This window comes from Lysinibacillus sp. FJAT-14745, assembly GCF_001275675.1.
In the GTDB taxonomy this organism is placed as follows: Bacteria; Bacillota; Bacilli; order Bacillales_A; family Planococcaceae; genus Lysinibacillus.
Genome location: NZ_LITM01000002.1, coordinates 339,038 through 365,409, shown reverse-complemented (window position 1 = coordinate 365,409; position 26,372 = coordinate 339,038). Strand labels below are relative to the sequence as shown.

General features: G+C 35.1%; 28 protein-coding genes. 20 read left to right on the top strand and 8 right to left on the bottom strand.

What is annotated here, in order from left to right; genetic code table 11:
* The first annotated feature begins 178 nt into the window (after positions 1-178).
* Genes AMS59_RS24795 through AMS59_RS03235 form a run of 4 tightly spaced genes read left to right on the top strand, consistent with a single transcriptional unit; the run spans position 179 to position 3,765 of the window.
* Positions 179-316 (top strand): hypothetical protein, encoded by a 138-nt coding sequence (locus AMS59_RS24795; RefSeq protein ID WP_156304544.1) that lies wholly within the window; start codon positions 179-181, stop codon positions 314-316.
* 23 nt (positions 317-339) lie between these two features.
* Positions 340-1,539: an acetyl-CoA carboxylase biotin carboxylase subunit family protein gene (locus tag AMS59_RS03245; protein WP_053482321.1), complete on the top strand. Its 1,200-nt coding sequence runs from the start codon at positions 340-342 to the stop codon at positions 1,537-1,539.
* Between the two features lie 4 nt (positions 1,540-1,543).
* Positions 1,544-2,809 carry an MFS transporter gene (locus AMS59_RS03240; RefSeq protein WP_053482320.1) on the top strand — a complete coding sequence of 422 codons (1,266 nt, stop codon included), beginning with the start codon at positions 1,544-1,546 and terminating at the stop codon, positions 2,807-2,809.
* On the top strand, positions 2,797-3,765 hold the full coding sequence (locus AMS59_RS03235; RefSeq protein ID WP_053482319.1) for a zinc-binding alcohol dehydrogenase family protein: 969 nt from the start codon (positions 2,797-2,799) through the stop codon (positions 3,763-3,765). The genes AMS59_RS03240 and AMS59_RS03235 overlap by 13 nt, the downstream gene beginning before the upstream one ends.
* A 63-nt stretch (positions 3,766-3,828) precedes the next feature.
* Here AMS59_RS03235 and AMS59_RS03230 read toward each other — a convergent pair whose 3' ends face one another.
* Positions 3,829-4,713 (bottom strand): helix-turn-helix domain-containing protein, encoded by an 885-nt coding sequence (locus tag AMS59_RS03230; protein ID WP_053482318.1) that lies wholly within the window; start codon positions 4,711-4,713, stop codon positions 3,829-3,831.
* 1,480 nt (positions 4,714-6,193) lie between these two features.
* On the opposite strand from AMS59_RS03230, the gene AMS59_RS03225 reads away from it, so the two are divergent.
* Entirely contained in the window at positions 6,194-8,098 is a 1,905-nt protein-coding gene (locus tag AMS59_RS03225) for an endonuclease MutS2 (protein ID WP_053482317.1), read from the top strand.
* Between the two features lie 49 nt (positions 8,099-8,147).
* Here the strand turns inward: AMS59_RS03225 and AMS59_RS03220 are convergent, their stop codons facing one another.
* A complete protein-coding gene (locus AMS59_RS03220) occupies positions 8,148-9,401 on the bottom strand; it encodes a helix-turn-helix domain-containing protein (RefSeq protein WP_053482316.1) in 1,254 nt (417 codons plus the stop codon).
* Positions 9,402-9,732: 331 nt separating this feature from the next.
* On the opposite strand from AMS59_RS03220, the gene AMS59_RS03215 reads away from it, so the two are divergent.
* Entirely contained in the window at positions 9,733-11,019 is a 1,287-nt protein-coding gene (locus AMS59_RS03215) for an MFS transporter (RefSeq protein WP_053482315.1), read from the top strand.
* Between the two features lie 160 nt (positions 11,020-11,179).
* Here AMS59_RS03215 and AMS59_RS03210 read toward each other — a convergent pair whose 3' ends face one another.
* From AMS59_RS03210 to AMS59_RS03195, 4 genes are all read right to left on the bottom strand, one after another.
* Entirely contained in the window at positions 11,180-11,896 is a 717-nt protein-coding gene (locus tag AMS59_RS03210) for a lactate utilization protein C (protein WP_053482314.1), read from the bottom strand.
* On the bottom strand, positions 11,896-13,323 hold the full coding sequence (locus AMS59_RS03205) for a LutB/LldF family L-lactate oxidation iron-sulfur protein (RefSeq protein WP_053482313.1): 1,428 nt from the start codon (positions 13,321-13,323) through the stop codon (positions 11,896-11,898). Before AMS59_RS03205 ends, AMS59_RS03210 begins: the two co-directional genes overlap by 1 nt.
* Positions 13,324-13,496: 173 nt before the next feature.
* Positions 13,497-14,210 carry a (Fe-S)-binding protein gene (locus tag AMS59_RS03200; protein ID WP_053482312.1) on the bottom strand — a complete coding sequence of 238 codons (714 nt, stop codon included), beginning with the start codon at positions 14,208-14,210 and terminating at the stop codon, positions 13,497-13,499.
* 166 nt (positions 14,211-14,376) lie between these two features.
* Positions 14,377-15,105: a FadR/GntR family transcriptional regulator gene (locus AMS59_RS03195; RefSeq protein WP_053482311.1), complete on the bottom strand. Its 729-nt coding sequence runs from the start codon at positions 15,103-15,105 to the stop codon at positions 14,377-14,379.
* A 460-nt stretch (positions 15,106-15,565) separates the two neighbouring features.
* Between AMS59_RS03195 and AMS59_RS03190 the strand changes: the two genes are divergently transcribed.
* Genes AMS59_RS03190 through AMS59_RS03180 form a run of 3 tightly spaced genes read left to right on the top strand, consistent with a single transcriptional unit; the run spans position 15,566 to position 17,218 of the window.
* The gene (locus AMS59_RS03190; protein ID WP_053482310.1) at positions 15,566-16,276 is read left to right on the top strand and encodes a cytochrome c biogenesis CcdA family protein; all 711 of its coding nucleotides are present in this window, start codon (positions 15,566-15,568) and stop codon (positions 16,274-16,276) included.
* A gap of 53 nt (positions 16,277-16,329) precedes the next feature.
* Complete coding sequence (locus AMS59_RS03185; protein ID WP_255349994.1) at positions 16,330-16,698, top strand: response regulator; 369 nt, start codon at positions 16,330-16,332, stop codon at positions 16,696-16,698.
* Positions 16,699-16,720: 22 nt separating this feature from the next.
* Positions 16,721-17,218, top strand: a complete 498-nt coding sequence (locus tag AMS59_RS03180) for a CcdC family protein (RefSeq protein ID WP_053482309.1) — start codon at positions 16,721-16,723, stop codon at positions 17,216-17,218.
* Between the two features lie 267 nt (positions 17,219-17,485).
* Here the strand turns inward: AMS59_RS03180 and AMS59_RS03175 are convergent, their stop codons facing one another.
* The gene (locus AMS59_RS03175) at positions 17,486-17,914 is read right to left on the bottom strand and encodes a DUF2621 domain-containing protein (protein ID WP_053482308.1); all 429 of its coding nucleotides are present in this window, start codon (positions 17,912-17,914) and stop codon (positions 17,486-17,488) included.
* Positions 17,915-18,034: 120 nt separating this feature from the next.
* On the opposite strand from AMS59_RS03175, the gene AMS59_RS03170 reads away from it, so the two are divergent.
* The 8 genes from AMS59_RS03170 to AMS59_RS03140 all read left to right on the top strand — a co-directional run bounded on the left by AMS59_RS03170 (position 18,035) and on the right by AMS59_RS03140 (position 21,832).
* Positions 18,035-18,250 (top strand): DUF1659 domain-containing protein, encoded by a 216-nt coding sequence (locus AMS59_RS03170; protein WP_053482307.1) that lies wholly within the window; start codon positions 18,035-18,037, stop codon positions 18,248-18,250.
* A gap of 12 nt (positions 18,251-18,262) precedes the next feature.
* Positions 18,263-18,487: a DUF2922 domain-containing protein gene (locus AMS59_RS03165; RefSeq protein ID WP_053482306.1), complete on the top strand. Its 225-nt coding sequence runs from the start codon at positions 18,263-18,265 to the stop codon at positions 18,485-18,487.
* 87 nt (positions 18,488-18,574) lie between these two features.
* Positions 18,575-18,697, top strand: a complete 123-nt coding sequence (locus AMS59_RS24030) for a YvrJ family protein (protein ID WP_082337366.1) — start codon at positions 18,575-18,577, stop codon at positions 18,695-18,697.
* 104 nt (positions 18,698-18,801) lie between these two features.
* A complete protein-coding gene (locus AMS59_RS03160; RefSeq protein WP_053482305.1) occupies positions 18,802-19,410 on the top strand; it encodes an SCO family protein in 609 nt (202 codons plus the stop codon).
* Positions 19,411-19,516: 106 nt separating this feature from the next.
* Complete coding sequence (locus tag AMS59_RS26125) at positions 19,517-19,732, top strand: RNA polymerase sigma factor (RefSeq protein WP_053482304.1); 216 nt, start codon at positions 19,517-19,519, stop codon at positions 19,730-19,732.
* An 81-nt stretch (positions 19,733-19,813) separates the two neighbouring features.
* Entirely contained in the window at positions 19,814-20,224 is a 411-nt protein-coding gene (locus AMS59_RS03150) for a sigma-70 family RNA polymerase sigma factor (protein ID WP_082337365.1), read from the top strand.
* Positions 20,217-21,116, top strand: coding sequence for a hypothetical protein (locus AMS59_RS03145; protein ID WP_053482303.1), 900 nt, complete (start codon positions 20,217-20,219; stop codon positions 21,114-21,116). The genes AMS59_RS03150 and AMS59_RS03145 overlap by 8 nt, the downstream gene beginning before the upstream one ends.
* Before the next feature lie 176 nt (positions 21,117-21,292).
* Positions 21,293-21,832 (top strand): DUF1572 family protein, encoded by a 540-nt coding sequence (locus AMS59_RS03140; protein WP_053482302.1) that lies wholly within the window; start codon positions 21,293-21,295, stop codon positions 21,830-21,832.
* A gap of 180 nt (positions 21,833-22,012) precedes the next feature.
* On the opposite strand, the gene AMS59_RS03135 is transcribed toward AMS59_RS03140, so the two are convergent.
* Positions 22,013-22,567 (bottom strand): hypothetical protein, encoded by a 555-nt coding sequence (locus AMS59_RS03135; RefSeq protein WP_053482301.1) that lies wholly within the window; start codon positions 22,565-22,567, stop codon positions 22,013-22,015.
* A gap of 115 nt (positions 22,568-22,682) precedes the next feature.
* On the opposite strand from AMS59_RS03135, the gene AMS59_RS03130 reads away from it, so the two are divergent.
* The 3 genes from AMS59_RS03130 to AMS59_RS03120 all read left to right on the top strand — a co-directional run bounded on the left by AMS59_RS03130 (position 22,683) and on the right by AMS59_RS03120 (position 25,798).
* On the top strand, positions 22,683-22,871 hold the full coding sequence (locus AMS59_RS03130; protein ID WP_053482300.1) for a hypothetical protein: 189 nt from the start codon (positions 22,683-22,685) through the stop codon (positions 22,869-22,871).
* Positions 22,872-23,249: 378 nt separating this feature from the next.
* Complete coding sequence (locus tag AMS59_RS24025) at positions 23,250-23,537, top strand: hypothetical protein (protein WP_053482299.1); 288 nt, start codon at positions 23,250-23,252, stop codon at positions 23,535-23,537.
* A gap of 299 nt (positions 23,538-23,836) precedes the next feature.
* Positions 23,837-25,798, top strand: a complete 1,962-nt coding sequence (locus AMS59_RS03120) for a methyl-accepting chemotaxis protein (RefSeq protein WP_053482298.1) — start codon at positions 23,837-23,839, stop codon at positions 25,796-25,798.
* The last annotated feature ends 574 nt before the right edge of the window (positions 25,799-26,372 follow it).

Here is a 26,372-nt window from a genome sequence, read left to right as displayed (position 1 = left end):
AAGAATCCTATTGAAATTGTAAAGAACCAAACAAGCTCAATGATTAAGCCGATTTATATTGGTGCGAAGTTTGAGTATATAATATTAATTTACTTATATTGGATTTACTTATATATCTAAATGTATAATAATGGGTTTATAAAATGAAAGGAATAAGGGGATTAATGGATATATAGGCATGGATTCTCAAGACGCAAGTAGTAGTGTAGATAGTGTTGCAGAGTTTCTTGTTTACGGTCAAAACGAAGAAGAAGTTTACAAAAGATTAGAGAGTTTGTATGACTGGTTTTTGAATAATACTAAGTGGGATAGATAATATATGAAATTGGGGGGATAAATATGAGGGTGGTAATAATCAACAGATCCTCTTCGAAGAGAACTCAATTTATCGAGTCTGTTTTGAAATCTAAACATGAAATTATATGGATTGTTCACAAAAAGTACCAAAGCGAATATGAATCATTATTTAATAATGTTCTAACAATAGAAGATTTTGATAGTGATTTGTTAGAATTTGAAGTTTTAAAAATTAATGAAGAACAAAAAATCGATAAAATAATTGCGACTAACGAATTTGATATATTAAAAGCTGGGAAATTACGGAAAAAAATAGGTTTAGAAGGGCAGAGTTATGTCAGCTCGCAAGCTTTTCGAGATAAATATGTCATGAAGAAGTTATTACAAGACACTGTGAAAGTACCAAGATTCAGTAAAATTGATGACATTTATGAACTTCATGATTTTATAGACAGTTTTGGATACCCATTTGTTTTAAAGCCTAGGGATGGTGCGGGTTCCGTAGGTGTTGAAATTTTATTTTCAGAAAATGATTTAATTGAATTCATTCAAAAAAATGCACTTTATAATCTTATTGCGGAAGAATATATTATTGGTGATATGTATCATGTAGATGGTTTGTATAAAACTGGTGAAAAACTACTAAGTCAATCTTCTAAATATATCAATGGATGCTTGGCATTTCATAATCAGAATTATTTGGGTTCGTATAATTTAATAGAGAAAAATCCATTATCAGTTAAATTAAATAGTGAAGTATCTAAAATTTTGGATAAATTGCCAACACCCTTAGATACAATCCCTTTTCATGCGGAATTTTTTGTTACTCAAACAGGAGAAATTATTTTCTGTGAAATAGCATCTAGAGTGGGTGGGGGCATGATAGCAGAAGAATTTGTACATGCTTTTAATTTAGAATTGGATACTGAATCTATAAATTCACAATTAAATGTTGAGATTATTCGCGATATAGAAAGGAAGTTTTTAACTGGCTTTCTGATTATACATCCAAATAAAGGGAAATTGGTCTCTATTAATAAAAATATCCCATTTGAGTGGGTGATTGATTCCTATATTAAGGATGACATTGTAGGAAAAATTTATAATGAAGCTTCATCAAGTGTAGATGCAATTGCGATGTTATTAGTAAAGGGAGAGAATGAACAAGAGCTTATTAATAGAATAAATGCTCTATATGAATGGTTTACAAACGAGGCAGTTGTATGGGAAATAGAGGTTTAATAAGATGAGATTAAAAACACTTGATCATAATATAAAAATTCGAATGATCACATTATTTTTAATTTCAATGTCAACCAATACCATTTTCCCTTTTATGGCTATTTATTCGACGCGTGCTTTAGGAGCATTAAATACGAGTTTACTGTTGTCATTAGGAATAATATTAAATTTTCTTTCTAGTATTATTAGTGGCAGTTTATCAGATAAATTTGGTAGAAAAAAAATCATGATTATTGCTGAATCATTAAGATTAATAACATTTGTTATTATGGCTCTTTCGAATTCACCTTGGTTTGAATCTGTTTTGATTACTATCATTTTCTTTGTCTTTAATAACATTTGCAATGGACTATATACACCAGCTGCTGAGGCTATGTTGTTAGATTCTTCTAAAATAGAAGAAAGGCCTTTTATTTATAGCCTCTTATATTGGATTTCAAATGTAAGTGTTGCTATTGGAGGAACAATTGGAGCAATCTTTTTTGAAAAATATACTTTCTATTTACTTATTTTCTTAGTATTTTCTTCAGGTGTTTCCTTAGTGCTTACAATATTCTTTATGAAAGAATGTAAGGATTTTGAAAATATATCCGAAAAAAAATTATCATTTCAGGATTTTATCAATTTAAAAAGCTATAAATTAGCATTAAAAAATAAGATATTTTTATTATTTCTAATTGTTACAATTCTTATTGTCTCGATAGAATCACATTTAACAAATTTTATTGCTATAAGATTAGAAAATGAAATGGGTTCAAATCTGTTAGACAATACTTTATTTAATATGAATGGAATACAAATCATGGGTTTTTTACGTACAGAAAATACAATATGTGTAATAATACTTTCTTTAGTATTTACTTATTTTCTTAAGAATGTTAATAAGAGAAAAGCAATATTAGTCGGATTTATTATGTATACATTTGGATACTTTTATGTTTCTTATTCTATGAACTTCTGGGTATTAATTATAAGTATGTTCATAGCTGTTGTTGGAGAAGTGATAGCTATGCCTCTTCAACAGTCATATTTGGGCGATATTATTCCAGATGATTCTAGAGGAACTTATCTAGCTTTGAATAAAATAGCTTCAAAATTAGGTTTATTAATAGGAACGCTAGGTATTTACTGTTATAGTCTAACTTCTGTAATTTTTATGAGTGTTTCAATTTTAATTAGTGGACTGGTTGCTACTATTATGATGTCTATAATTTTATCCAAATTATACAAAAAGAAATCAGAAAGGATGATTCTGTTATGCGAAAAATAATATTTGAGCAATATGGGGGCCCTGAAGTATTAACCTATGTAGAAGAAGAGATTCCAAAAATAAAAGAAAATGAAATTTTAATTAAGGTTGAAAATTTCAGTGTAAATTATGCCGATGTAAAAAAAAGGACTGGTAAAAAAGCTAAAGGGAAATTTCCAATGGAGTTAGGTTTAGATGTAGCTGGAGTGGTTCAAAAAGTTGGAGGGTATGTAAAGAAACTAAATGTAGGGGACAGGGTAGTAGCTTTTCCTAAAAAAGGATCGTATTCAGAATATGTAGTAGCTGATGAAAATCTAGTATTCAAAATGCCAAAAGAACTATCTTTTGAACAGGGCGCAGCTGCTTTAACAGTTAGTTTTCTAGGTTATATTTTAGTAAATAAGTTAATAGAGATTGATAAATCATCATTTGTTATCGTTCATGCAGCTTCAGGAGGAGTTGGTACTACAATCTTACAATTACTAGATTTAAGTGGAATTGAAAATGTTATTGGGGTAACTTCTACCAAAGAAAAGTTTCCTATTTTAAAGAAGTATGGTGCAAAATATACTTTCACATATGAAGAATTTCAAGAAGAGTCATTGAAAATTACCCAAAATAAAGGGGTAGACATTGTATTTGATTCAGTTGCTGGTGAAGTAACACGTAAAAGTTTAAACTGTTTGAAAGAATATGGTAAAATAGTCCAATTTGGGAACTCTAGTGGAGAAAGAGCAACATTTAATAATACAGATTTCCATTCCAGTTGCCGCTCAATTATTGGTTTTAGCCTAGGTACAACTAGAAAGTTACGACCGGATTATATTCAAAGTATCGCCACAGAGGTTTTAGAACTTTTGGCTTCTGGTAAGGTAAAAGTTCATATAGAGAATGTATTGAATTTTGATTCAATAATTGAAGCACATAAGATTATAGAAAACCGAAACCATGTAGGAAAAGTTTTAATTGAATTTTAATCAAATATCTTCAAACCAGTTATTATAGTTAAACTGGTTTGAGGATATTTCCAATAATAATTTTTAGAGGAAAGTCTTTTTGTTGGACTTTATAGCTCTTATGTAATTTTCCCTATTTAGAATCCCAAAAATAAATAAAGAATTATGGTAACACTTGGATATATCTTCGTGTGGATATTGCATTTTTTCATAATTTTGCCCTAAGTAATAAAAAAAATTACCTAAAGAAGACATGTTTTCTAATTCTATGGATTTTTGTATACCGATATTACAACAATCAATTGATTCATTATAATTACCCATGTCATATAATGTTTTAATTTTATTGTATAAGATCCTAAGAATATAAACCTCATTATTTAATCGAGAAGTATCTTCTAAAGTCTGAATAAAATCTATTTTATTATAATAAAATAGCGCTTTACTGAAATCTTTATTGATAGAATATAATAAGGCAATTGAGTTATATATTCTTATAGATAAAAAATTACTGTTAGGGAAATTTTTGATTAGCTCTAAAATATTCTTTATTTCATTTATTGTTTTATGAATATCCATATTCCCCATGTTATATAAACAAAGTACTTTTACCCACATTAAATATGCTTTAAAAATAGGTTCAAAATCAGTGAGAGTATTATTATTTAACTCTTTTTCAATTAATTTAAGGGCCGTATTATAGTTTTGATTTACCGTTAAATTATCTATTTTTTGAGTGAATTTTCTAATATATACAGGATTTTCGTAAATAAGGAAATCAGTAAAATATTCTAGTTTCAGATCTAGCTTTTTTGATATTTTGGTTAAAATTTCTAGACTAGGGGTTATTTCACCGCGTTCTATCATGCTAATAGTTGGCTGTGTACATATATTATTACTTAATTCTTTTTGAGTCATTTTTTTTTCTTTTCTTTTCTTTTCAATTTCTTTACCTAAGTTATTATACATTTTATCACCTTATTTTTTTATCTTGAAAAACTCTTATTTGAACTTTACGAATAGTAGGTTCAACACTAAGGTCATGGATGACAAAATTAACGTACTGTTTCCAATTGTAAACGAAAGAATAAATGGTAGTCTCTTCTGTTTCCAAAACCATATCTTGTAAAGAGTATTATTTGTGCCTTCTATAATGCCATTTGATAGTGATTAATATAGAAGTGTCTAGTAATTTCATATGCAATCAGCGTTTAGTAATCTTAGGAGCCAAACCACATATGTGAAATTAATATCGCTTAAACCAATTGTTAATCGTCGTTTACCTGTGTTTCGGCAGTATATTAACTCAGACCAAATCTATAGTTGTAGCTGTTTCTTCTATTAATGTATCGGGCTTACAACAAGGCAATGCTGAACTAGCTATTATGAAACATAGCCGATGACGCTTCGACAATCACTGAACCATATTCATGGGCTAACTTACAATAACACGCAAACTTTGGAACACCTCTTCAATCCAAGTTCTATACATAATTAGGTCGAAAAAGACGTAATGTTAGTGTAAGACTAATCCTTTTCCCATGACGAATTAGACATTTCATAGATTAAACCCCTATGTATTACAGGAGAAATAATTCGATCCTTCATCAGATAAAAATGGATTTTTGGGTAAATGCTGTGCAGTGGAATCGTTTTATAAAATTTAGAGTATAAAGAGAAAACTCCACTCCTCTCGTGGTTTGTCTAGTCAATATTTTATATTTACATTATATACTAAAATATATATTAATAGGTTGTTAGATGGATAATAATATAAAATATTGTAAGTGAAACCGTTAGATTTTGGTTCTTTTGTACTTTTGGTAATATTGCGATAATTCCAGAGGGAAATTAAAAACTGCATAGTTCTCTCTAGATTGGAAAATAAGCAACTTTACTTTTTTGCCAGCATATAGTAATATAACGTCAATGAATTAGATAACAATGATGATTATTATAAATTAATGAGAGGTGCTTTTAATGAGTGCGGTAGGTTCTAAATAGGAACAACTAAATGAAATAAATTTAATGACGACAGGGGATTTATGTCAGTATGTCACCCCTTATTTAGTCGTGGATTTATTTCGATACCTATGAAGATACCTACAATACTTTATAAAGCGTGTAATGCTCTGACTAAACTTCATGTTGATGAGGTCTTTTTCACGATGCTTTTTACACATGCCTTGTAATGTAAAAGTTGTGGGTTCTCCCACAGCTTTTTTTGTCTTTTTTTACTTCTTTCAGAGGGTGTCTAAACACCCTATAAAAGAAGTTAAAGCCTCCGCGGATGTCACAGAATCGGAGAGGAGTTCTTTGTGCATGCACAAAGCCGATTCCGGACGCAATTATGCCGAGGCATAATAGATTTGAATAAAAAATCATTGATATCTAATGAGTAGGTATCTTCATGAATGACTTTGGAAAATCATCGTGAGGAGAATTTAAAATGAATCATACTACTTTTGAGAAGTTACAATACAATGAATTGAAGGAAATCGTTAAATCATACTGTGTCAGTGGGTTAGGGAAACAGTTATTAGATAAATTAACGCCGAGCTCAAATTTGACAGTTGTTAAAAATCGTTTGCATGAAACGACTGAGGCACGAGCAATTTTAGATGCGGAAGGTCATATCCCGTTTTTAGGGGTATCGAATATTGACAATACGATAAAAAAACTTGAAAAGGGCATTATTTTAGAACTTAGTGAACTGATTAGCATCTCAGACTTTTTAAGAGGCTGTAGAAAAATAAAAAAATTTATGCTGGAAAAGGAATTTTTTGCGCCAGTACTTGCATCTTATGCTAATTCGATGTCTGAGTTTAAAAGTGTGGAAGAGGAAATTAACTTTGCGATTAAAGCAAATCGTGTTGATTCTGCTGCTAGTAGAGAGTTAAAGCGTATTCGAATTCATATTGAAACAACAGAGGAAAAAATTAAAGACCGCCTAACTAAATTTTTAAATAATAGTGCAAATAAAACATATATCCAGGAATTTTTTGTAAGTAAAAAGGATGATCGCTACACGATTCCCATTAAGGCTTCTTATAAAAATCATGTGCAAGGGACGGTAGTAGAAATTTCATCAAAAGGTGCAACGGTCTTTATGGAGCCAAGTACTGTCGCTAAATTAAATGTGGAATTAGCCACTTTGAAGGCAGAGGAAGCGGTGGAGGAATATCAGATTTTAGCGACTTTATCAGGATTACTGATGGAAAATATTCGTGAAATCAATATTAACATGGAGTTAATTAGCCAGTATGATATGGTGTTTGCCAAAGCTAAGTTTAGCAAGCATGTTGGAGGCGTAGAACCGAGCTTAAATGATTATGGCTATATTAAGCTCGTTAATTGTAAGCATCCACTGTTAACAGGGAAGGCAGTGCCACTTCATTTTGAAATTGGTAAAGACTATCGCAGCTTAATCATTACAGGACCGAATGCTGGTGGTAAAACCGTTGTCCTAAAAACCATTGGCTTATTAACATTGGCTACTATGTCGGGCTTCCATATTGTTGCTGATAAAGGTACTGAAATAGCCGTATTTGATCATATCTTTGTTGACATTGGTGACAATCAAAGTATTGAAAATGCACTTAGTACGTTTTCATCCCATATGAAAAATCTCTCGGATATTATGAGGGTAGCCAATAATAATACGCTTTTGCTATTTGATGAAATAGGAAGTGGTACAGAGCCAAATGAAGGAGCAGCACTGGCGATTTCCATTCTAGAAGAGTTCTATCAAATGGGCTGTATGACAGTGGCAACTACTCACTATGGAGAAATTAAGCGTTTCTCTGAAATGCATAGTGATTTTATGAATGCGGCTATGCGTTTTAATAGTGAAACATTAGAACCTTTGTATAAATTAGTGATCGGAACATCTGGAGACAGTAACGCCCTATGGATTTCTAAGAAAATGAATATACGTGAAACAGTATTACAAAGAGCCAAGAGCTATATTGACAATAAAGAATATCATTTAGAACGAGTAAATGACAATAAAATCAGGAAGCCTAAGATTGAGCAAGAAAGAACCAAAGTAAAGGTTGACTTTAAAAAAGGCGACCGTGTGAAGCTGTTAGATCATGATGACGTTGGAATCGTTTATCAAGAAATGGATAATTTCTATAATGTTGTCGTGTTCTATGAGAGAGAATTCATAAAGGTAAATGTTAAGCGACTGGCATTAGAGCTACCGGCAACAGAATTATACCCAGAAGGATATGATGTAGAGACATTGTTTGTGGATTATAAAGAACGAAAGCTTCAGCATGATCTAGAGCGCGGTTCGAAAAAAGCCCTTCGCAAGATTCAGAAAGAAATGAAGAGAGATAAACCGAGCTAAAAGTTTGAAAGGGATTGCACATTTAAAATTTATGTGCAATCCCTTTTATTTATCGAGCCGAATTAATTTGCGCTTTAATTGAATAATATGTTTCCTCAATTTTTTGTTTGTAAGGTAGATCAATTAAATCCTGTGAATCCATATAAGCCATTTTGGCGATTTCATAGGCAGTTGTTAACTCACCGAAATGTGCATAACAAAGAGCTTTATAGGAAAAGCACTCATTTAAACTTAATATGTCAAATGGATGTAAGATGAAGGGAGGAACGCTTGTAAAATGTTCAAATGCTTCCTTAGCTTCTTCATATTGACCTAGCAAATATAAGGATTTCCCTTTTTCTGAATAGTAAAAATTTTTATCTAGTTTAATCGAACCTTCCTCATGCATAAGTGCGCCATAACGTTCTATTTCCTCTAATGCCATCTGATAATCGTGAGTGTAACTGTTATAATAATGCGCACGTAATCCGAAAATAAAAGCGTCAACATCCACTTGTTCGGCAAAAACCCGATACTGCTCTAGTTTCTTCAGCATATGCTCTACTTGCTCGAAATCATGGTCAATCATGGCGCAAAATGCCCCAATACGATACATATCATCTATATAAGAGTAGAATTGATTTTTATGTGCATTGGTAATGGTTTCATTAATGAGCTGTTTACCTCCTTCAAGTTCACCAACTGCTACCTGAAAAATGCTAATATAATAAGCCATTTTCACATCATCTCGCGAATCTAACTGGTAATTTTCCTGTCCTGCTTCTTCTTTCGCCTGTGAAATACAGGAATAAGCTATTTTGTATTTTCGATTTTCTGCTAATATACCCAACTGTAATATATAGGTTTCAAACCAATGACTTAGTAAATTAATTTCTTTAAACATAAAGCGTGCCTGTTGAAGTGGTGACTCCCATGTCGTTAATCCCGCATAATATTGTGCTGCAGCGTATATATAGAGTAAACGACCTGCTTCATAACTAAGCGGAAACTCTTCTACATAAGGCTTAATCATTTCTATGATTTGCTGCACATTATCTGTATCACCAAGTTTTAATTCCGCAAACAAAATTTCTGCCTGCTCTAAAAGATGACGTAGCGAAGAGGGGGTTACTTGTTCAAGTAATTCACTTGCTTTTACTCCTAAACGTTCCGCTATATAATCAAGACTTTCCATCGAAGGCTTGGCCTTATCATTTTCAATTTGACTTAACATACCTTTTGTTAGACGATCACCGGCAAGTGCCTCTAATGTTAATTTTTGTTCCTTCCTTAATTTGCGAATTCGTGTGCCTAAAGAGTTCATTGCCTCGCCTCCTTTTTTAAACATGCCCTTTGTTTAATTATATTAAACTTTTTCTTGCGTGGAAAGGGAGAGCTGTGTTATATTTTGTTTAATTAAATTAAACTTTTTAACTTTTTTAGCGGGTGTTTGGACACCCGCTAAAAAAGTTAAAGCCTCCGGCGGATGTCATGGAATCAGAAAGGGGATCTTAGAGGATGTTAGCCTAAAACCATCGCATCCATGCGATAACGGCTAACTGACCTGCATCATGCAGGCCTTAGCACAAAGCCGATTCCGGACGCAATTATGCCGAGGCATAATTGATTCTGATTAAAAAATGGAGGGGTTTTGGATGAATGAAGAGCAAAAATATAAAAAGGCGACGTATCATTTATGGACATTTACAGCCAGTAAAATGATTGCCATGTTAGGATCTCATGTGATGGCGTTTGGAATTAGTTTGTATATTTTAGCTATGACAGGTTCGGCGATGAGCTTTGCAACGAATATGATTTGTTCTGTGTTACCACGTGCACTTGTAGCTCCATTAGCAGGTTATGTGGCTGATAATTTTTCGAAAAAGCGTACAATTCTACTTGCACAAGCTGGTACCATTTTGACAGTAGGGGGCTTATTGCTTTACACAGAAACGGTAGGCTTATCGGTGTATGCGGTTTATACGGCTACTGTGTTCAATACAATTTGCTCAGCTTTTTCTGGGGTAACGTTTTCATCTGCGATTGCAACGCTTGTTAACCCAGAGCGTTTACAGCGTGCCATGTCATTTAACCAATTGTCGACGTCTGTAGCTATGATCGGGGGACCAGTAATTGGGGGAATGATGTACGGCTTCTTTGAGATGGACGCATTTCTAATGGTCAATATGGTGGCTTATGCCATTGCCTTTTGCTTAGAAGCAACGATGAATTTTAACCTCTATAGTACAAGAGGGGAAGACGTGAAAAAAGAAAAAATGTGGGAAGGGCTTAAGGGTGGCTTTCATTATATAAAACAACAAAAAGTCATTAAAACGATTATGTGGGTTGCCTTATGGATTAACTTATTCTTCTCAGCAATCGCTGTTGGAGGAACGTATATTATTATTGAATTGCTCAAAGTAAAGTCCACGCATTTTGGCTTTATTGAGGCTTCGGGTGCAGCGGGTATGCTAGCGGCTTCCCTTTATTTTGCGACAAGATCAGAGGTGAAGGCACCACTACGTTTCTCAAAAATTAGCTTACTACTATTGGCTGGTAGTGTTGGGCTAGCGGTGATTCCATTAATAACGAATTTTTCATATGTAGCAATTATTATCTTTTACCTTATCATTTATTTTATTTTCTCTATTTTTGAAATGGGTATTAATATGCCAATCGGGGTGTATATGCAAAAAAATATTACCGAAGAATACCGTGGGCGTGTCTTTGGGCTAATGGAAACGATGGCTATGTCGATGATGCCAATTGGTATGATGGTTTATGGCATGTTATACGATACATTACCAGCGATTGTTATTTTGCCGGTAACAAGTGCAATTATTATTACGCTCTCACTAGTCTTGCTACGGGCATCTATATTAAAAGAAGCTCATCCAGAGTTTTATGAACGAAAGATAGTAACTGAGAGTGTAACAAATTAATGTCTGTCTTTGAAGATAAAGGTGGAAACCGTATTTATGAGGTTTATCAGCGATAAAAGCAGTTTTATCGGCGATTCGTAACCATCCATCAACTAGATTTTATAGCAACATACAAAACCAGGCATTTCTTCAATGTTGAAGTATGCCTGGTTGATTGGTTTTACTGATCCTCAATCACAATATAAGTAGCTTTAATTGGTCCGTGTACACCAACAATAAGAATCATTTCGATATCTGCCGAATTACTTGGTCCTGTGATAAAGTTGATGCAGGAAGCAATTTGCTCGCCATTTCTAACTTTTTCGCTAATGAAGCGGGCTGCTTGTGTCATTCGTGGAACGATGGTACTTTTAGGAATTAAAATAATAGACTTCTCTGGTAAAAAGCTAACCGATCTACCTTTATCCTTTTCACTAAAAAGTACAGCAGTTCCTGATTCTGCTAACGTTATTTCACTAATTGTAATGCCAATATTAGCTTTTTCAGCCTGACGAATATTTTCCTCTGGCTGCTCCGAGTCCCATTCGTATAGCTGAATACTTTCTCGTGGCCATTGCTCGGTCATCAAAGATGATAGGTCGTAGCTTTGAAAACGCTCGTCTTTCCATGTTATAACAGATTGACCACCATAATTTTCAACTACTTTTTGTAAATCTACAGGAAGATTAGCTGTATTTGTAATGACAATTTCCGTTTGAATATTTTTGCATTGTTCAACTAAAACCTTTACTAATTCATCTTTTGTAGCACCTTTTAGGACTCGATCTTGTGGTTGATATTGCCACGTTGGTCGTGTAAGTTCTGTTTTTGGGGTATGCCCAAGCTGTTGCGCAATTTTTGATAAAAATGCATCTCTATTTTCGATGATACCTGTCATTATTCCTCGCCTCCTTTTTCACGGTGTTTAAACCAGTCACGGAAACTATCTTTATTTGGAGCAGGAAAATCTCTTGCTTCCGTCCATGCTTTTAGTGGACCCGGGCCATTTGATATTTTATGGTCTTTAGTAAATGGAGACATTGCTGGTGATGCCATTTTAGTCGCCATTTTATATAAGGTAGGGGAGGAAGCACCTAAACCAAAGGCCTTCATTAATAACTTTTCCGATATAGGAGCTTTTCCTTCGTTTTCAACGATTACTTGGCGATGTCTAAGAATAAGCTGATGTAACGGAATTTTGACAGGACAAGCATCGGTACAAGCTCCACATAATGTGGAAGCATACGGAAGCTCCTTAAAATCATTATAGCCTCCTAATAATGGTGAAAGGACGATACCTACTGGACCTGAATAGATAGAGCCGTACGTATGCCCGCCAATATGACGATAAACAGGACAGACGTTGACACAGGCTGCACAGCGAATACATTGTAAAATAGGCTGGAATTCACTGCCTAGAATGTCCGAGCGTCCATTATCAACGATTACTAAATGGAATTCCTCTGGTCCATCAGTGTCACCTTCATCTTTGATCCCTGTTAATGTTGTAATATAGCTTGTTAGCTTTTGCCCGACAGCGCTTCTTGTTAATAGACTTACTAGCACTTCCATCTCTTCAAAGGAGGGAACGATTCTTTCCATTCCCATTACGGTAATTTGTGTTTTAGGCAAAGCTGTTACTAAATCTGCGTTCCCTTCATTTGTAACGAGTGTAATCGAGCCGCTTTCTGCAATAGCAAAGTTACAGCCTGTAATGCCAATATCTGCTGTTAAATATTCATTCCTTAATTTTTCACGTACATAAAGGGCTAGCTCTTCAGGTTTTTCTGTGTTCTCATAGCCGTGCTTTTCTTTAAAAACGTCTCGAATCTGCTCCTTATTTTTATGCAAAGCTGGAACAACAATATGAGAAGGTGGTTCGTGATCGTCTACTTGTAAAATGTATTCACCAAGATCTGTTTCGATGACTTCACACCCTAGCTGTTCTAAAGCGGCGTTTAAATTAATTTCCTCCGTGACCATGGATTTCGATTTCACAATTTTAGTAGCATTTTTCTTTTTTGCGATACTTTGAATATAGTCTGTAGCTTCTTTTGCAGTTTGCGCAAAGTAAACATGTCCACCTCTTTTAGAGACATTTTCACTCAGCTGATATAAGTAATAATCTAAATTGGCAAGCACATGCTTTCGGATTTCCTCTCCGTGTAATCGCCATTCTTCCCAATGTCCTAGCTCATCAGCTTGTTTTAGCCTACGTGTTTGAAAGCGTTCCTGTGCGCTTGACACAGCTCCACGCATAAAGGTATTTTCTAATTCTTTCGCTAATCGATGTTTAAAGTCTTCACCACTTGTTTTCATTGACATTTCTGTTACCCCCTTTTAACTTCTTTCAGCGGGTGCCACGGAATCGGCAAGGAGTTCACATAGGATGTTAGCCTAAAATCATCGCATCCATGCGATAACGGCTAACTGACCTGCATCACGCAGGCCTAAGCACAAAGCCGATTCTGGACGCAATTATGCCGAGGCATAATTGATCAGCTGTTTAATACTTCTGCAATATGCATGACTCTAATAGGCTTTCCTTGTCGATTAATTCGGCCACCAATATTGATTAAGCAGCCAGCGTCAGCACCGATTAGAATGTCTGCCCCTGTTTCTTCAACATCATGTACTTTTTCATTGACCATTTCTCCTGAGATATCGCCCATTTTTACCGAAAATGTTCCACCAAATCCACAGCATCGTTCTTTCCCTGGAAGTTCTACATACTGTAATCCTTTAACATGATTTAATAGTTTAAACGGTGCTTCCGTAACACCGAGCAGGCGTGTCATATGACAGGAGGTATGATAAGTAGCTTTACCCTCTAAACGAGCACCTACATCCTCGACCTTTAATACATTAACAATAAATTCTGTAAACTCATATGTTTTATCTGCTAATGCTTGCGCTTTCGGCTCCCAAACAGAATCTCCCTTAAACACTTCTGGGTATTCCTTAAACATAAAAGCACAGGAACCAGAAGGGGAGACGACATATTCAGCATGTTCAAAGGCTGTGATCATTTTTTTCATGGCGTTTTTAGAGTCTTTTACATAGCCACTATTATAGGCGGGCTGTCCACAGCAAATCTGATTTTCTGGAAAGTCTAGGTCACAGCCGAGCCTTTCCAGAACTTCGACAACAGCTTTTCCTACATCACCTTGAAACATATCAACTAAACAAGTCGCAAAAAGTGTTACTTTCATGATCATCGCTCCTTTTTGTCTCTATTACTCCTCAAATAACTAATCAACAGGTCATCTGATGACTTTGTGTTTATAATACTACAACTGTTCAGATGAATAAAAGATGTTTATTGTTAATTTTCTGAAAATTTGAAAACTGCCTATAATAAAACCTAGGCATCTGCTGTTATTTCATAGATTCAGTTGTTTCAAAATATTGCATTAAGACCTTTTCCACATTACTTAAATGCGAAGCCATTGCATGCTTTGCTAGCTCTTCGTTTTGCTGTTTAATCGCGAGGAAAATTTGTAGATGTTCATCGTACAGTTTTTCGCTTGTTGTTTTTTTAGAGTATAACCAAATTCGGCGTGTTTCTTTCATCGTTTCGATCATCAAACCTGAAACCTGGTCTAATATAGTTGCAAGTAGGGGGTTTTGAGATGCTGTAGAAATGGCCGCGTGAAATTGAAAATCCACTTTTTCTCCTAGCTCTCCATCTCCTTGTACTCGTTTCATCTCATCCAAAATTTGCATCATTGACTGTATGTCTTCTTCTGTTCGATGAATGGCTGCACTAGCCGCTGCGCCTACTTCGATAACTTTACGTACTTCTAACAAATGTGAGATATCTTGCTTATTTGTTAAAATGGCAGTTGATAAGGGAAAATCGAGCGGATTGGCTTGATTACTTTTAACAAATGTACCTGAGCCTTGTTTGATATCAATAAGCCCCATTGCTTTTAAAGCGGAAAGAGCTTCTCGGATGGCAGATCTGCTTACTTGTAATTGTTCAGCAAGTTGTTCTACTGAATCAAGTCGGTCACCAGGCTTTAGTTCGCCAGCTCTAATTTTTTCATAGAGGATTTCAGATACTTCCTCATATATTTTTTTTTGTTTAATTTTTCTTAGTTCCAAGGAATACACCTCATTTATCTCTAACAATTGCTCTATTGTTTTTTATTATACATGAAGAAAAGTAATTTACTCACTATTTAACAGTAAATACTTTCTGTCAATAAAAAGGGTACTTCAACTCTAAAATAAGCGGCAAGTAACGACTTTGCAACAGGTATTCATTTTGCACGATCGCATTGTTGCTAGTGTCTTTTGGAAATGTTTAGAATTACATAACTTGTATTGCAGAATTATGGTGAATTTTGTTGACAGATATTATAAGAGGAGCGCATAATGCAAAAGTACAAGAACAAATACACATTGATGTAATAAAGTCTGAAAAAAATTTGTATGATAATATGATGGAACTTCACTTTTTTAACATCTTTTTGCCATGAAACGTTCACAAACAGGAATGGCGCAATTTACAGTGATTTTTGGTACGATGGAGACAGTAACTGTAAGGAGCGAGTGAGAAAATATGGGAACTGATATTAACTTATTTTTAGCTTTAGGTGCAGGGTTTTTAAGCTTTATTTCACCATGTACCCTTCCGCTATATCCAGCATTTTTATCATACATAACAGGTATGTCATTAGATGAGCTAAAATCGGAACGAGGTATGATGCAAAAGCGTGCAATTTTGCATACACTCTTCTTTTTACTAGGATTTTCAATTATCTTCATTATGATTGGACTAGGAACGTCATTTGCAGCAGAGTTCTTCCTTAATTATCACACATTATTACGTCAGGTTGGTGCCATCTTAATCGTAGTATTTGGTTTAATGATTGTGGGATTACTACAAATTGACTTTTTAATGAAGGATCGAAAATTCCAATTTAAAAACCGACCATCTGGTTATTTTGGATCATTATTAATCGGAATAGCCTTTGCGGCTGGTTGGACGCCGTGCACAGGTCCAATTTTAGCATCGATTATTACATTAGCTGGTGCAAATCCAAGTGCAGGCTTTAGCTATATGTTAGCTTATTATTTAGGCTTTGCGATTCCATTCTTTGTGTTATCTTTCTTTATAGCACGCATGACTTGGATTCGTACACACAGCCAAAAAATTGTGAAAATCGGTGGTTATATTATGATTGCCGTTGGTGTATTGTTATTCTTTGACGGATTAACGTATTTAACACGCATTTTACAGCCTATTTTTGGTGGATTTACAGGCTTCTAATCTGCTAAACTAAAGGGGCTATACCGTACTTTAACGTGGAGGGAGATGAACATGTGCCTACAGTTTTAGTAGTGGATGATACGCTCTTTATGCGTGTTGCAATCAGTAATATGTTAACTGATTGGGGTTATGAGGTAGTCGGCAAAGCAGCAAATGGTAAAGAAGCTGTGGCGATGTATCGTGAGTTACAACCAGATCTTGTAACGATGGATGTAACTATGCCCGTTATGACAGGTATCGCAGCAGTAAAAGAAATCATCCCCGAATTTCCAAATGCAAAAATAATTATGATTACAGCTTTAGGACAACAGAAGTTAATCGTAGAAGCAATTGAAAGTGGTGCAAAGGATTTTATTACAAAGCCTTTCGAGCCAGAAAGATTAAAAGCTGTAGTTGATCATTTACTTGGACAAAATTGTTAATGACTTTAGAGGAGGAATTTTTATGTTCAGCAATATCCCTTCTCAATATTATGTAATAGGTTCGACCATAATGGCCATTTTTATGGGTACCTTTGTCATGGTTTTACGTATGCGAGCATCTAAAAAACCGACAAATGAGAAGAAAATTATCATCCCACCTATTGCGATGTCTTCAGGTGCAGTAATGTTTTTATTTGAACAATTTCGAGTGCCACCCATGCAAATCCTTGAAGCGGCAGCAGTCGGCATGGTGTTCTCAACAATCTTAATTGCCACTTCTAAATTTGAAGTAAAAGGTCAAGATATTTATTTAAAACGTTCAAAAGCATTCCTTTTTATATTAATCGGACTGTTAGTGTTCCGTATAATTGCAAAATTGATATTAAGCAGCTCCATTGACGTTGGTGAGTTAGCAGGAATGTTTTGGATTTTAGCGTTCGCTATGTTACTCCCTTGGCGAATCGCAATGCTTATTCAATATAAAAAAATCAAAAAGACTATTCCGCTGAAGAATATTTAAATGGAAAACTACACTAGAGATTTTATCTAGTGTAGTTTTTTTTGTGCGTAGTTTGGCTGATGAATAGAGCAGTTCGAGCGACGGATAGAATCGCTGGAGCGACGGAAAGAAGAGTGGAAAGAAGAGTCAAAAGCGAACTAATAATAAAAGAATCCTGTAGGGCCTAAAATTATTTTAGACTATCAGAAGAACTAATTAAGTATTTTGTATGATGAAACTTATCTAAGGTCAGTAAAAACGCTGCACAAATCAGTGTGCAGCGTACCATCAATCAAATAGATGTTCATAGGGGGAAATGTCAATTTGCATTTCCTCTAATTTTTTACGTAAAAATTTATGGTCGCGCTTAGGTGTTGCTTGAATATAGCCACGAATAATTAAATCATGGCTAATGGCAGGTGCTTTTTCTTCTAATGCAAGCTCGCCGATTTTTCCTGCTATTTTTTCCTTTGCTACTTGTCTAAATAGCTCAGGTACAGGGCTTACAAGTTCGTATAAAAGCTCTTTCTCAGGTTGTCCCCATAAATGAATCGTTTTATCTAAATAATACTCTTGCCAATCTAAATCGGATTTACCGTCCTGCTTCGGTAATGCCTTTAAAAATTTGCGGAACATAAAAAATCCGCCTATCGCCATAAATGAAATAAGTACAACTACCCAAAATAGGATAAACCATAAAAACCAACCACTTAACAAATCGTTCACCTCTTTGCCTTCTCTCACTCTATTATAAAAGCTTACATAAAAAAATTCATCCTAAATGTCCCTTTTTTAGTAACTAGTCGGTATATATTGTGTAGGAAGGAGGTGACGCTCATGGCAAAAGTCAATTTTGTAGGTGCTACACTACGCTTAAAGTATGTCGCTGGACACAATGCACAAAACGAGCCTATGTTCACAACAAAAACGTACCGCAATTTAAACAGCTCGCATACGGCAGAGGATTTAGTAGCAGTAGCATATGCCATTGCAAGTTTATCTTCACACGCACTAGACAGCATTGTAAAACAAGAAACAACAGATTTATCCTAAGGAGGGAAAGCTATGACACAAGTTTTAGAGCTGCAATTTGAAACAGCGGCAGGGAAAACGGCAATATTTACTATTGATGCACCGAAGCCAAAAGTAACAGCGGAAGAAATTCAAAAGGTAATGCAAACAATCATCGCTAAAAACGTTTTTGATGGACAAGCTGGCACTCTAGTTTCGATGAGTGGGGCTCGCATCGTTGATCGACAAGTAACAGAATTTGAATTAGAGATCGAATAGTCACGAAATGGTCTTTGCAGAATTTCCTGCAAGGACCATTTTCAGCAATGTCAGTTTTATTAATCTAGCAGTGAAGGAGGGAGCAGCATGGAACAGTGGTTAAACATGATATCGGATATCGGTTTTCCTATCTTAGTGTCGTTTTATTTACTGCACCGAGTAGAAGTTAAATTAGATGCAATTCATGATGCACTTGTTTCCTTAAAGTGAAATCGATTTCACAAAGATGTACGAAAGCTGTCACTTGAGTGTCCTTGTCAATATTTACATCGTACGATAGGATGGGTGTAGTGTAAGTAGGGAGCGTGTTAGAGATGAGAAATAAAATAATTGGGCTTGTTCTACTTTTTGCATTAGCTGCAGTGCTCAGTGCGTGTGGAAATACAAAGTTTAAAGCAGATTATAACTTAGAATTACCAGATTTTGAACATGTCAATCAACGCGGAGAAAAAGTTTCTTTAGAGAGTTTAAAAGGGAAACCATGGATTGGTATGTATATTTTCACAAATTGCACATCAATTTGCCCACCAATGTCCTTTAATATGACGCAAGTTCAAGAAAAGCTGAAGAAAAAAGGTGTGGAAGATTATAATATTGTTGCGTTTTCAGTTGATCCTGACGTTGATAAACCAGAAGTATTAGCTAATTATTTAAAAAAATATAATGTTCCAGATGAATCAAAATGGAATCTACTTACTGGTTATTCTCAAAAATATATCGAGCAGTTTGCTGTGAAATCAACAAAAATAATCGTCAAAGATGATCCTAACAGCGACCAAGTGATCCATGGGAATCAATTTTTCTTAGTCGATAAAAATGGCGTAATCGTAAAAATGTATACAGGGTTTGCTAAAAATATCGATGATGTGCCAATTGACACAATTGCATCTGATATAGAAACATATATTGATGAAAATCTATAATGGAATAGAAGGAAACCGTCTCAATTAATAAAGAGACGGTTTTTTTGCTGAAATTTAATCTTTTATAACTGTAGCCTCATTTATAGTGTAGAAGGAGGGAAAGATTTTGTCTGATACAGAATATTTAGAGCAACTAATGGAACTACATACAGATCATTTATTTCGAATCGCTTACTACTATACGAAAGATCTACGAATAGCTGAGGATATTGTTCAAGATGTATTTAATCAATTATGCCTTGGCGTAATTGCGTCCGGAATCGGCTTTGTGCTTGCACAAAGAACTCCTTTCCGATTCCGTGACATCCGCCGGAGGCTTTAACTTTTTTCAGCGGATATTGGACACCCGCTGAAAAGTGACTAATAACCACATTCATCTAATCACCTATAAAGGTGGGAGACTTTGCTGAAAGAAGTTAAATTCTATCACCACCAAAAGTTATATGAAGAAAGAGGAGAAATGAAGGCTTATTTAGCACGCATGACCATTAATAAATGTAAGGATTACTTAAAAAGCTGGGCTTATCGAAAAATTACATTTCAGCATAATTTTTTTGCCAAACAAAAAACTGTTTTACAAGATACACTTATTCGTCAAGATGAACAAACTCTTTTAGATGAAGCCATTTTACGGTTACCAATAAAGCAACGTGAAGCAATTGTCTATTTTTATTTGGAGGAGATGACGATCAAGGAGATAGCTGAGCTACTGGAAATTCCTGAGGGTACCGTGAAATCTCGTTTAAAGAAAGGGAAGGAATTATTAAAAGTAGACTTACAGCATATTGAATGGGAGGTACTTTTCCATGGATAAGCATACAATGCATGTGTTGAAGGATGTCTCAGCACATAAAGAAGCAATCATTCAAAAGGTTCGACAACAAGTTCAGCAAGAGCCGTATCCATCAAAGCAACTTTGGTCGCATCGTTCACTGGCCGTCATGATGACATGCTCTGTCTTACTATTTATTGCATGGCAAGCTTCGAAACCGATTGACCATGTAACGACAGAAATACTTCATGAAGAAGTAAAACAATCATTCACCGATTTATTTAAAACAGAAGTTGAAGGAAAAGAGATGGCGTACAGTCAGTTTTTTTTAATAGCGGATCGATTAGTTCATCGCGAAAATATCAAATTTTATGCACCGCTTCAGGGCTTCGAAGCTATGCAAGCAGTAGCAACTACTATGGGGAATGCTGTCCATCTAATAGACCCTAAAAATCTTCCATTTAAATCAAATATACAGGAGGTCTATGCGGTAACATCAGAGATGCAAGATGGTAGCCTGCAAAAGCAATTTCAATTTAGTTATAAAGAAAAGTCTCTCACTGGAGTGGATCGTCAATATATTAATTTGACGGTAACAAATGTAAATCATAATCCTTTAGTAAACTATAAAGATGCGGATAGTCAGGACTTTTCAGGGGGAATTACGAATGTAGGTTTGAACTTTATGAATCCTTTGTATTATCGTGCGATGACACCAGATAAAGCTTTCGCGTATGTATACTATAATTATGATGAGGCAGACAAGCGCATTTATCGAATGAGTTCAAGAGCCAATGAGTTTTATACGTATTATAATGGCTATGTATATCAAATAGGCTATCAATTAAATGGTGATCAACAGGAAGCACAAGAAAAAATGGTTGCTCTTGCAAGGGATTTTATCCCGCACTTAAATTCAGCAAATGCAAAGTAGTAAGGTGAAAGATAAATTGCATGTAAAAGCTTGGTTGGTGAAGGCTGGCAATCAGTGTTGATAAAGAACCCCCCAGTGAGTTAGTATTACTTTATTTTTGGCAACAACTAGTTACCTAAATGGCACATCGCATTATGTTTATATTAAAATAGTAGAAAAGGGATGGGGGGTCAACAATGACGGTAGCGCAAACGTATTTAAATGTTGTCCAAAAAAGACTTAGAAGTGTCAAAGAGCTAGGCGATAAAACACTTGACCAACTGGAAGAGGCCCAATTGCACTGGGCGTATAATGAAGATTCAAACAGTATCGCAGTGATTGTGAAACATGTTAGTGGTAATATGATATCAAGATGGACTGACTTTCTAACGACAGATGGTGAGAAAGCAACGAGAAATCGTGATGATGAATTTACGGATAGCCTTCAGACAAAAGAAGAGGTTATGACAGTATGGGAAAAAGGCTGGCAAGTATTTTTAGATGCTTTACAAAGATTAACGGAAGCTGATTTACAAGGGTTTGTAACGATTAGGGGAGAACAGCATTCTGTGATAGATGCTATCGAAAGACAGATGTCCCACTACTCACAACATGTCGGTCAAATCGTTTACATTGCTAAGCAACTAAAGGGCTCTAAGTGGCAAACATTAAGTATTCCAAAGGGACAATCGCAGGCTTTTACAGAGTCTATGTTAAAAAACATCAACAATAAATAAGAAGAGGCCAGGACATAACTCTTTGTCCTTTATGAAAGACGGATAATTTTAAAATTAACAACGAATATAAACAGAAAACTGAACTATTACGAAACACAGAATGAGCGTTTCGTAATATAGTTCGGTTTTTTTCATTGGCTAAAATTCTTTTATTCCAGCCTCTTTTTGGGGATTTGTCTTCTATGCCAAATAAAGCTGATACATCGAAGTTTCTTCGTCGATAGCTTTTGCGATTTCAAAGGCTTCCTGCTGTGTTCTCTCATTAGCAATAATTTCGTACATAAATCTTATGAGAAACATTAAATTTGCATTACCATCTATGTAATCATCCGGTCCTAAATAGGAATGGCAACCACTTTTTAAAAATGCAGTCGCTAGCTGTTTTTCACCTAAAGTACAGCCAGAGGCAATAACCTTCAAATCTTTTAATTTACTATATTTTAAGACTTCTTGAGGACCGAAAAATTCCCCTCTGAGTTCATCTAACTCATAAATATCTGCACCTAGCTCTGGCATGCAAAATCGTCCTTCATCCCCGTGGAAGTTTAAAATTAAATAATCTATTCGATCATCCAAATCTTCTCCAGATAAAACATCAATAAAATCATTTGGTCTTCCTATTAAATGAAGTGTTACTCGTACCCCAAATGACTCGAGTACTGAGCGTAATGCAAGAGATTCGATATCACAATCAGAGCCTACTACTAAACTAACATACAAATCTGGTTTACTCATTTTCTAAATTCTCCTTTGTATCAGTTTTATATTAATAGTATATCCAAAATTGGGAGTTAGAACCAATAAAACGCTGTAGAGAAAATAGAGAAGTCAAGACAATTATGACATATCAATGAATATTGATCATGTTAACGATGCAACGGTAGAAACTAAAAATATGGCTAGCCTAGGACGTTCCTCAGTTCGTTATGTTATTGAACAGATGAATGAAATTGCGGATAACACAACAGAGTTAAGTACACGTGTTAAAGACTTAGATGAAAATACAGTAGCAAATCGTCTCAGCAGTCAATGTTATTAAAAATATTGCGACCCAAACAAATCTATTGGCTATCAACGCCTTTATAGAAGCAGTAGATATTGACAGGCGTGTTGATTAGGAAAAAATAAGTTTATTATTGAGCGATAAAAGGATTTTTTTGTTACCACTTTGCCAATATATTTCCATTTTAACTGATTGTAGCGTAGGGCTACTCGACTCCCGCGGGAAAGCGAGACAGACGAGACCCTGCACGGAGCGAAGCGGAGGAAGCGGCTCGACGCTCGCCCGCAGGAAAGCGAGTAGCCCGTAGCGGAAATCAGCCTCTTTGGATGTATAAAAATGGTTAATCAACACACCTGAGATATTGAAAAAGTCGTTGTGCAAATTACTAAGGATACAAGAATTATCGAGGAAGACATGATCAACAGTAAAGATTCAGTAAAAGTCGGTCATGAAAAGGTAAATGTGGCAAGAGATAATTTCATTCAAATTGACAATGCCATTAATGATGTACAAACACAAACCGAATCAGTTACAGCAGCCATTCGAACGATCCATCAAGATATCGAAAAACTTGTAAAAGAAATCAACTACATTAGCGAAGTATCCATGAAATCGATTAGCAATGTTCAAAGTGTTGCGGCATCCTCTACACATTTATCGAAAATGGCGATTGACTTACAAGAATCAATTCAAGCATTTTAAATACTAACATCAAGAGCCCCTATGTATCATTGCTAAAGCGTGATACATAGGGGTTTATGTTTAAGTACATAATATGAAAAAGTGCAAGAATAGAAGGATTTATGTTAAAAAATCAAAAAAATGAAAAAAGGGGTTTGAATTTAAGTATTTCGTCCGATAAAAACTTATGATGGAAATTTAATCTATAAAAGAAGGGATGGTGTGAACCGAGGAGGAATTCTTTTTTTGAGTGTAAAAAGAAACTACAAATGGATAAAACATATTTTAAGAACTTGATAAGACAAAAGGAGAGCTGTTGCATGAAACGATTATTTGGAAGCTTTAAGAGTAAGCTCTACATATTATTTGCTCTTATCTTACTAATCCCAGTTATTTCTGTAGGAAGCTTATCGTATCTTTCAGCAAAGAATTCGATAAAAGAAGAAATACTTTTTAGTGCGGATGAAAGTGTAAATATTTTAAATACGTTAATTGATAGTACCATTAGTGAAAAAATGAATGACATTAATGTCCTCAGCAAGGAAATAGATTCTTCAATGTATAAAGAGCATGCAACGGCATTAGATACAAAATTTCAGGAATATATAAAGCTACATCCAGATGTACTAACTATTTATATTGGAACAAGTGAAGGAGCAGTATTTGTAGAACCAAAATCTAATAGCGCGGATTACAATCCTTTGGAAAGAGATTGGTATAAAGAAGCTACGGCTTTGAAGGGTGAAACGTTAATAACGAATCCTTATAAAGATGTAGCGACCGGAGATATGATCATAACAGTTGCTCGTCAGGTTAAGGACAAATCTGGCGTAGTAGCAATAGATATAAAATTGGCAGACATTCAAAAAAACGCAAGCTCAATTCAAATCGGAAAAAATGGGTATTCTTCTATTTTTGATGAAACTAGAAAGGTCATTTCACACCCAACCTTAGAACCTGGTAGCGAATCAAAAGAAAGCTTCCTCGACAAAATGTACGCCAGCAACTCTGGAACGTATGAATATGTCTTTGACGGTGATGACAGTATTATGTTCTTTACAACGAATAAATTGACGAATTGGAAAATTGCCGGCACAATTTTTGCGAAGGAAATTGATGAATCAGCATCACCGATTTTATATAATACTTTACTCGTGTTAATTATTGCGATTGTCATAAGTGCAATTGTTTTCTATTTTGTTATGAAGGGAATTATAAAACCGATTAAATCGCTCAAAGATAGTGCAGTAACCATTAGTAAAGGTGATTTAACAGAGAAAGTGATAATTACTTCTCAAGATGAGATTGGACAGTTAGGGCAAGCCTTTAACGATATGCAAGACAGTTTAAGGACTCTTATTCAAAAAATTGAACAAAATGCCGAGGAGGTAGCATCGTCGGCAGAGGAACTAACAGCCAATGCCACTCAAACGAGCGTTGCTACAGAAAAGGTGGCCATTTCGATTCAAGATGTTGCGACGAGTGCAGACACGCAAACGATGAGTGTCAATAAGAATGCAGAATCGTTACAGGAGCTTTCCAAGGCTATTCTTCATATCGCTGAAATCTCTTCTACTGTGACGGATCTTTCGCAGCATGCAACGCTACAGGCAGATGAAGGTGGAAAAGCAGTACAAAATACAAAAGATCAAATGCAATCTATCCATTTATCGGTAACAGATTCTAACACGAAAATTCAAACACTACATGAACGCTCTAAGCAAATTACATCCATTTTAGATGTCATTACAAGCATTGCAGATCAAACGAACTTACTGGCTCTTAATGCAGCGATTGAGGCAGCACGAGCAGGAGAGCACGGAAAAGGCTTTGCGGTTGTTGCTGATGAAGTGAGAAAGCTGGCAGAGCAATCACAGGAATCTGCAAAGCAAATTTTCGAGCTAATCCATGGTATTCAATTAGAAACAGAACAATCCGTAAACATCATGGCAAAAGTTACAGAGGATGTTCAAAATGGACTACATGTATCGGATGAAGCCATTACGAAATTCCAGGTCATTAAGACAAGCATGGATAAAATTACTCCTAGAATGGAAGAGGTATCTTCTGCATCTGAACAAATGTCAGCGAGCGTACAAGAAGTGACAGCTGTTACTGAGGATTTGGCATTCTCAGCACAAGGAAATTCAGCTGCTTCAGAGAATGTTGCAGCGTCTACAGAGGAACAATTAGCTTCAATGGAAGAAATTAATGCTTCTGCACAAGCTCTTGCGCATATGGCAGATGAGCTTAAACTGCTAATTAGTCAATTTAAATATTAACAGAATCAGCTATACGAAAAACTATTGTTTTCAATGAGATTAAGGTGTCCTATTAAATAAAGTATGACTCTTGGACAATACGAATGGCGCTTACTTGAGTCGTTTGTTGGTAGAAAGAGATTGTTTTTCGATAAAGGCTCAAATAGTTTCGATAAATCTTCAAAGTATTCCTATAAAAACGAAGAAAATCAGCTTTAGCGATTCTGTTTTGTGGCTCGACTGCTTGACCATTGTGTTTTTCAACCTAATAAACGAGGCTGGGTCATAACTAGCTGATAGTAAAGAAAAAGAGAAATCGAATAGGCATCGATTTCTCTTTTTCTTGTTTAAATAAGTCATTCTATTTTCTTTACCTTATTTCTCTGTTAATTTATTTCTAGAAATTTACTGTCATCAATGCAAAGTACATTTCGTTTTCAACCTTTTGATTTTCCATGGACAGAAAATTGAGTGAAACGCAAATTAGCATTCAATAATACAAAAAACTGGTTCTACATCGTTTTCCCATTGTCGCTATATGGCATCTGTTTTTTCTAAAAGCTTTTGTTTTACATATTTTTTCGGGCAACAAGTT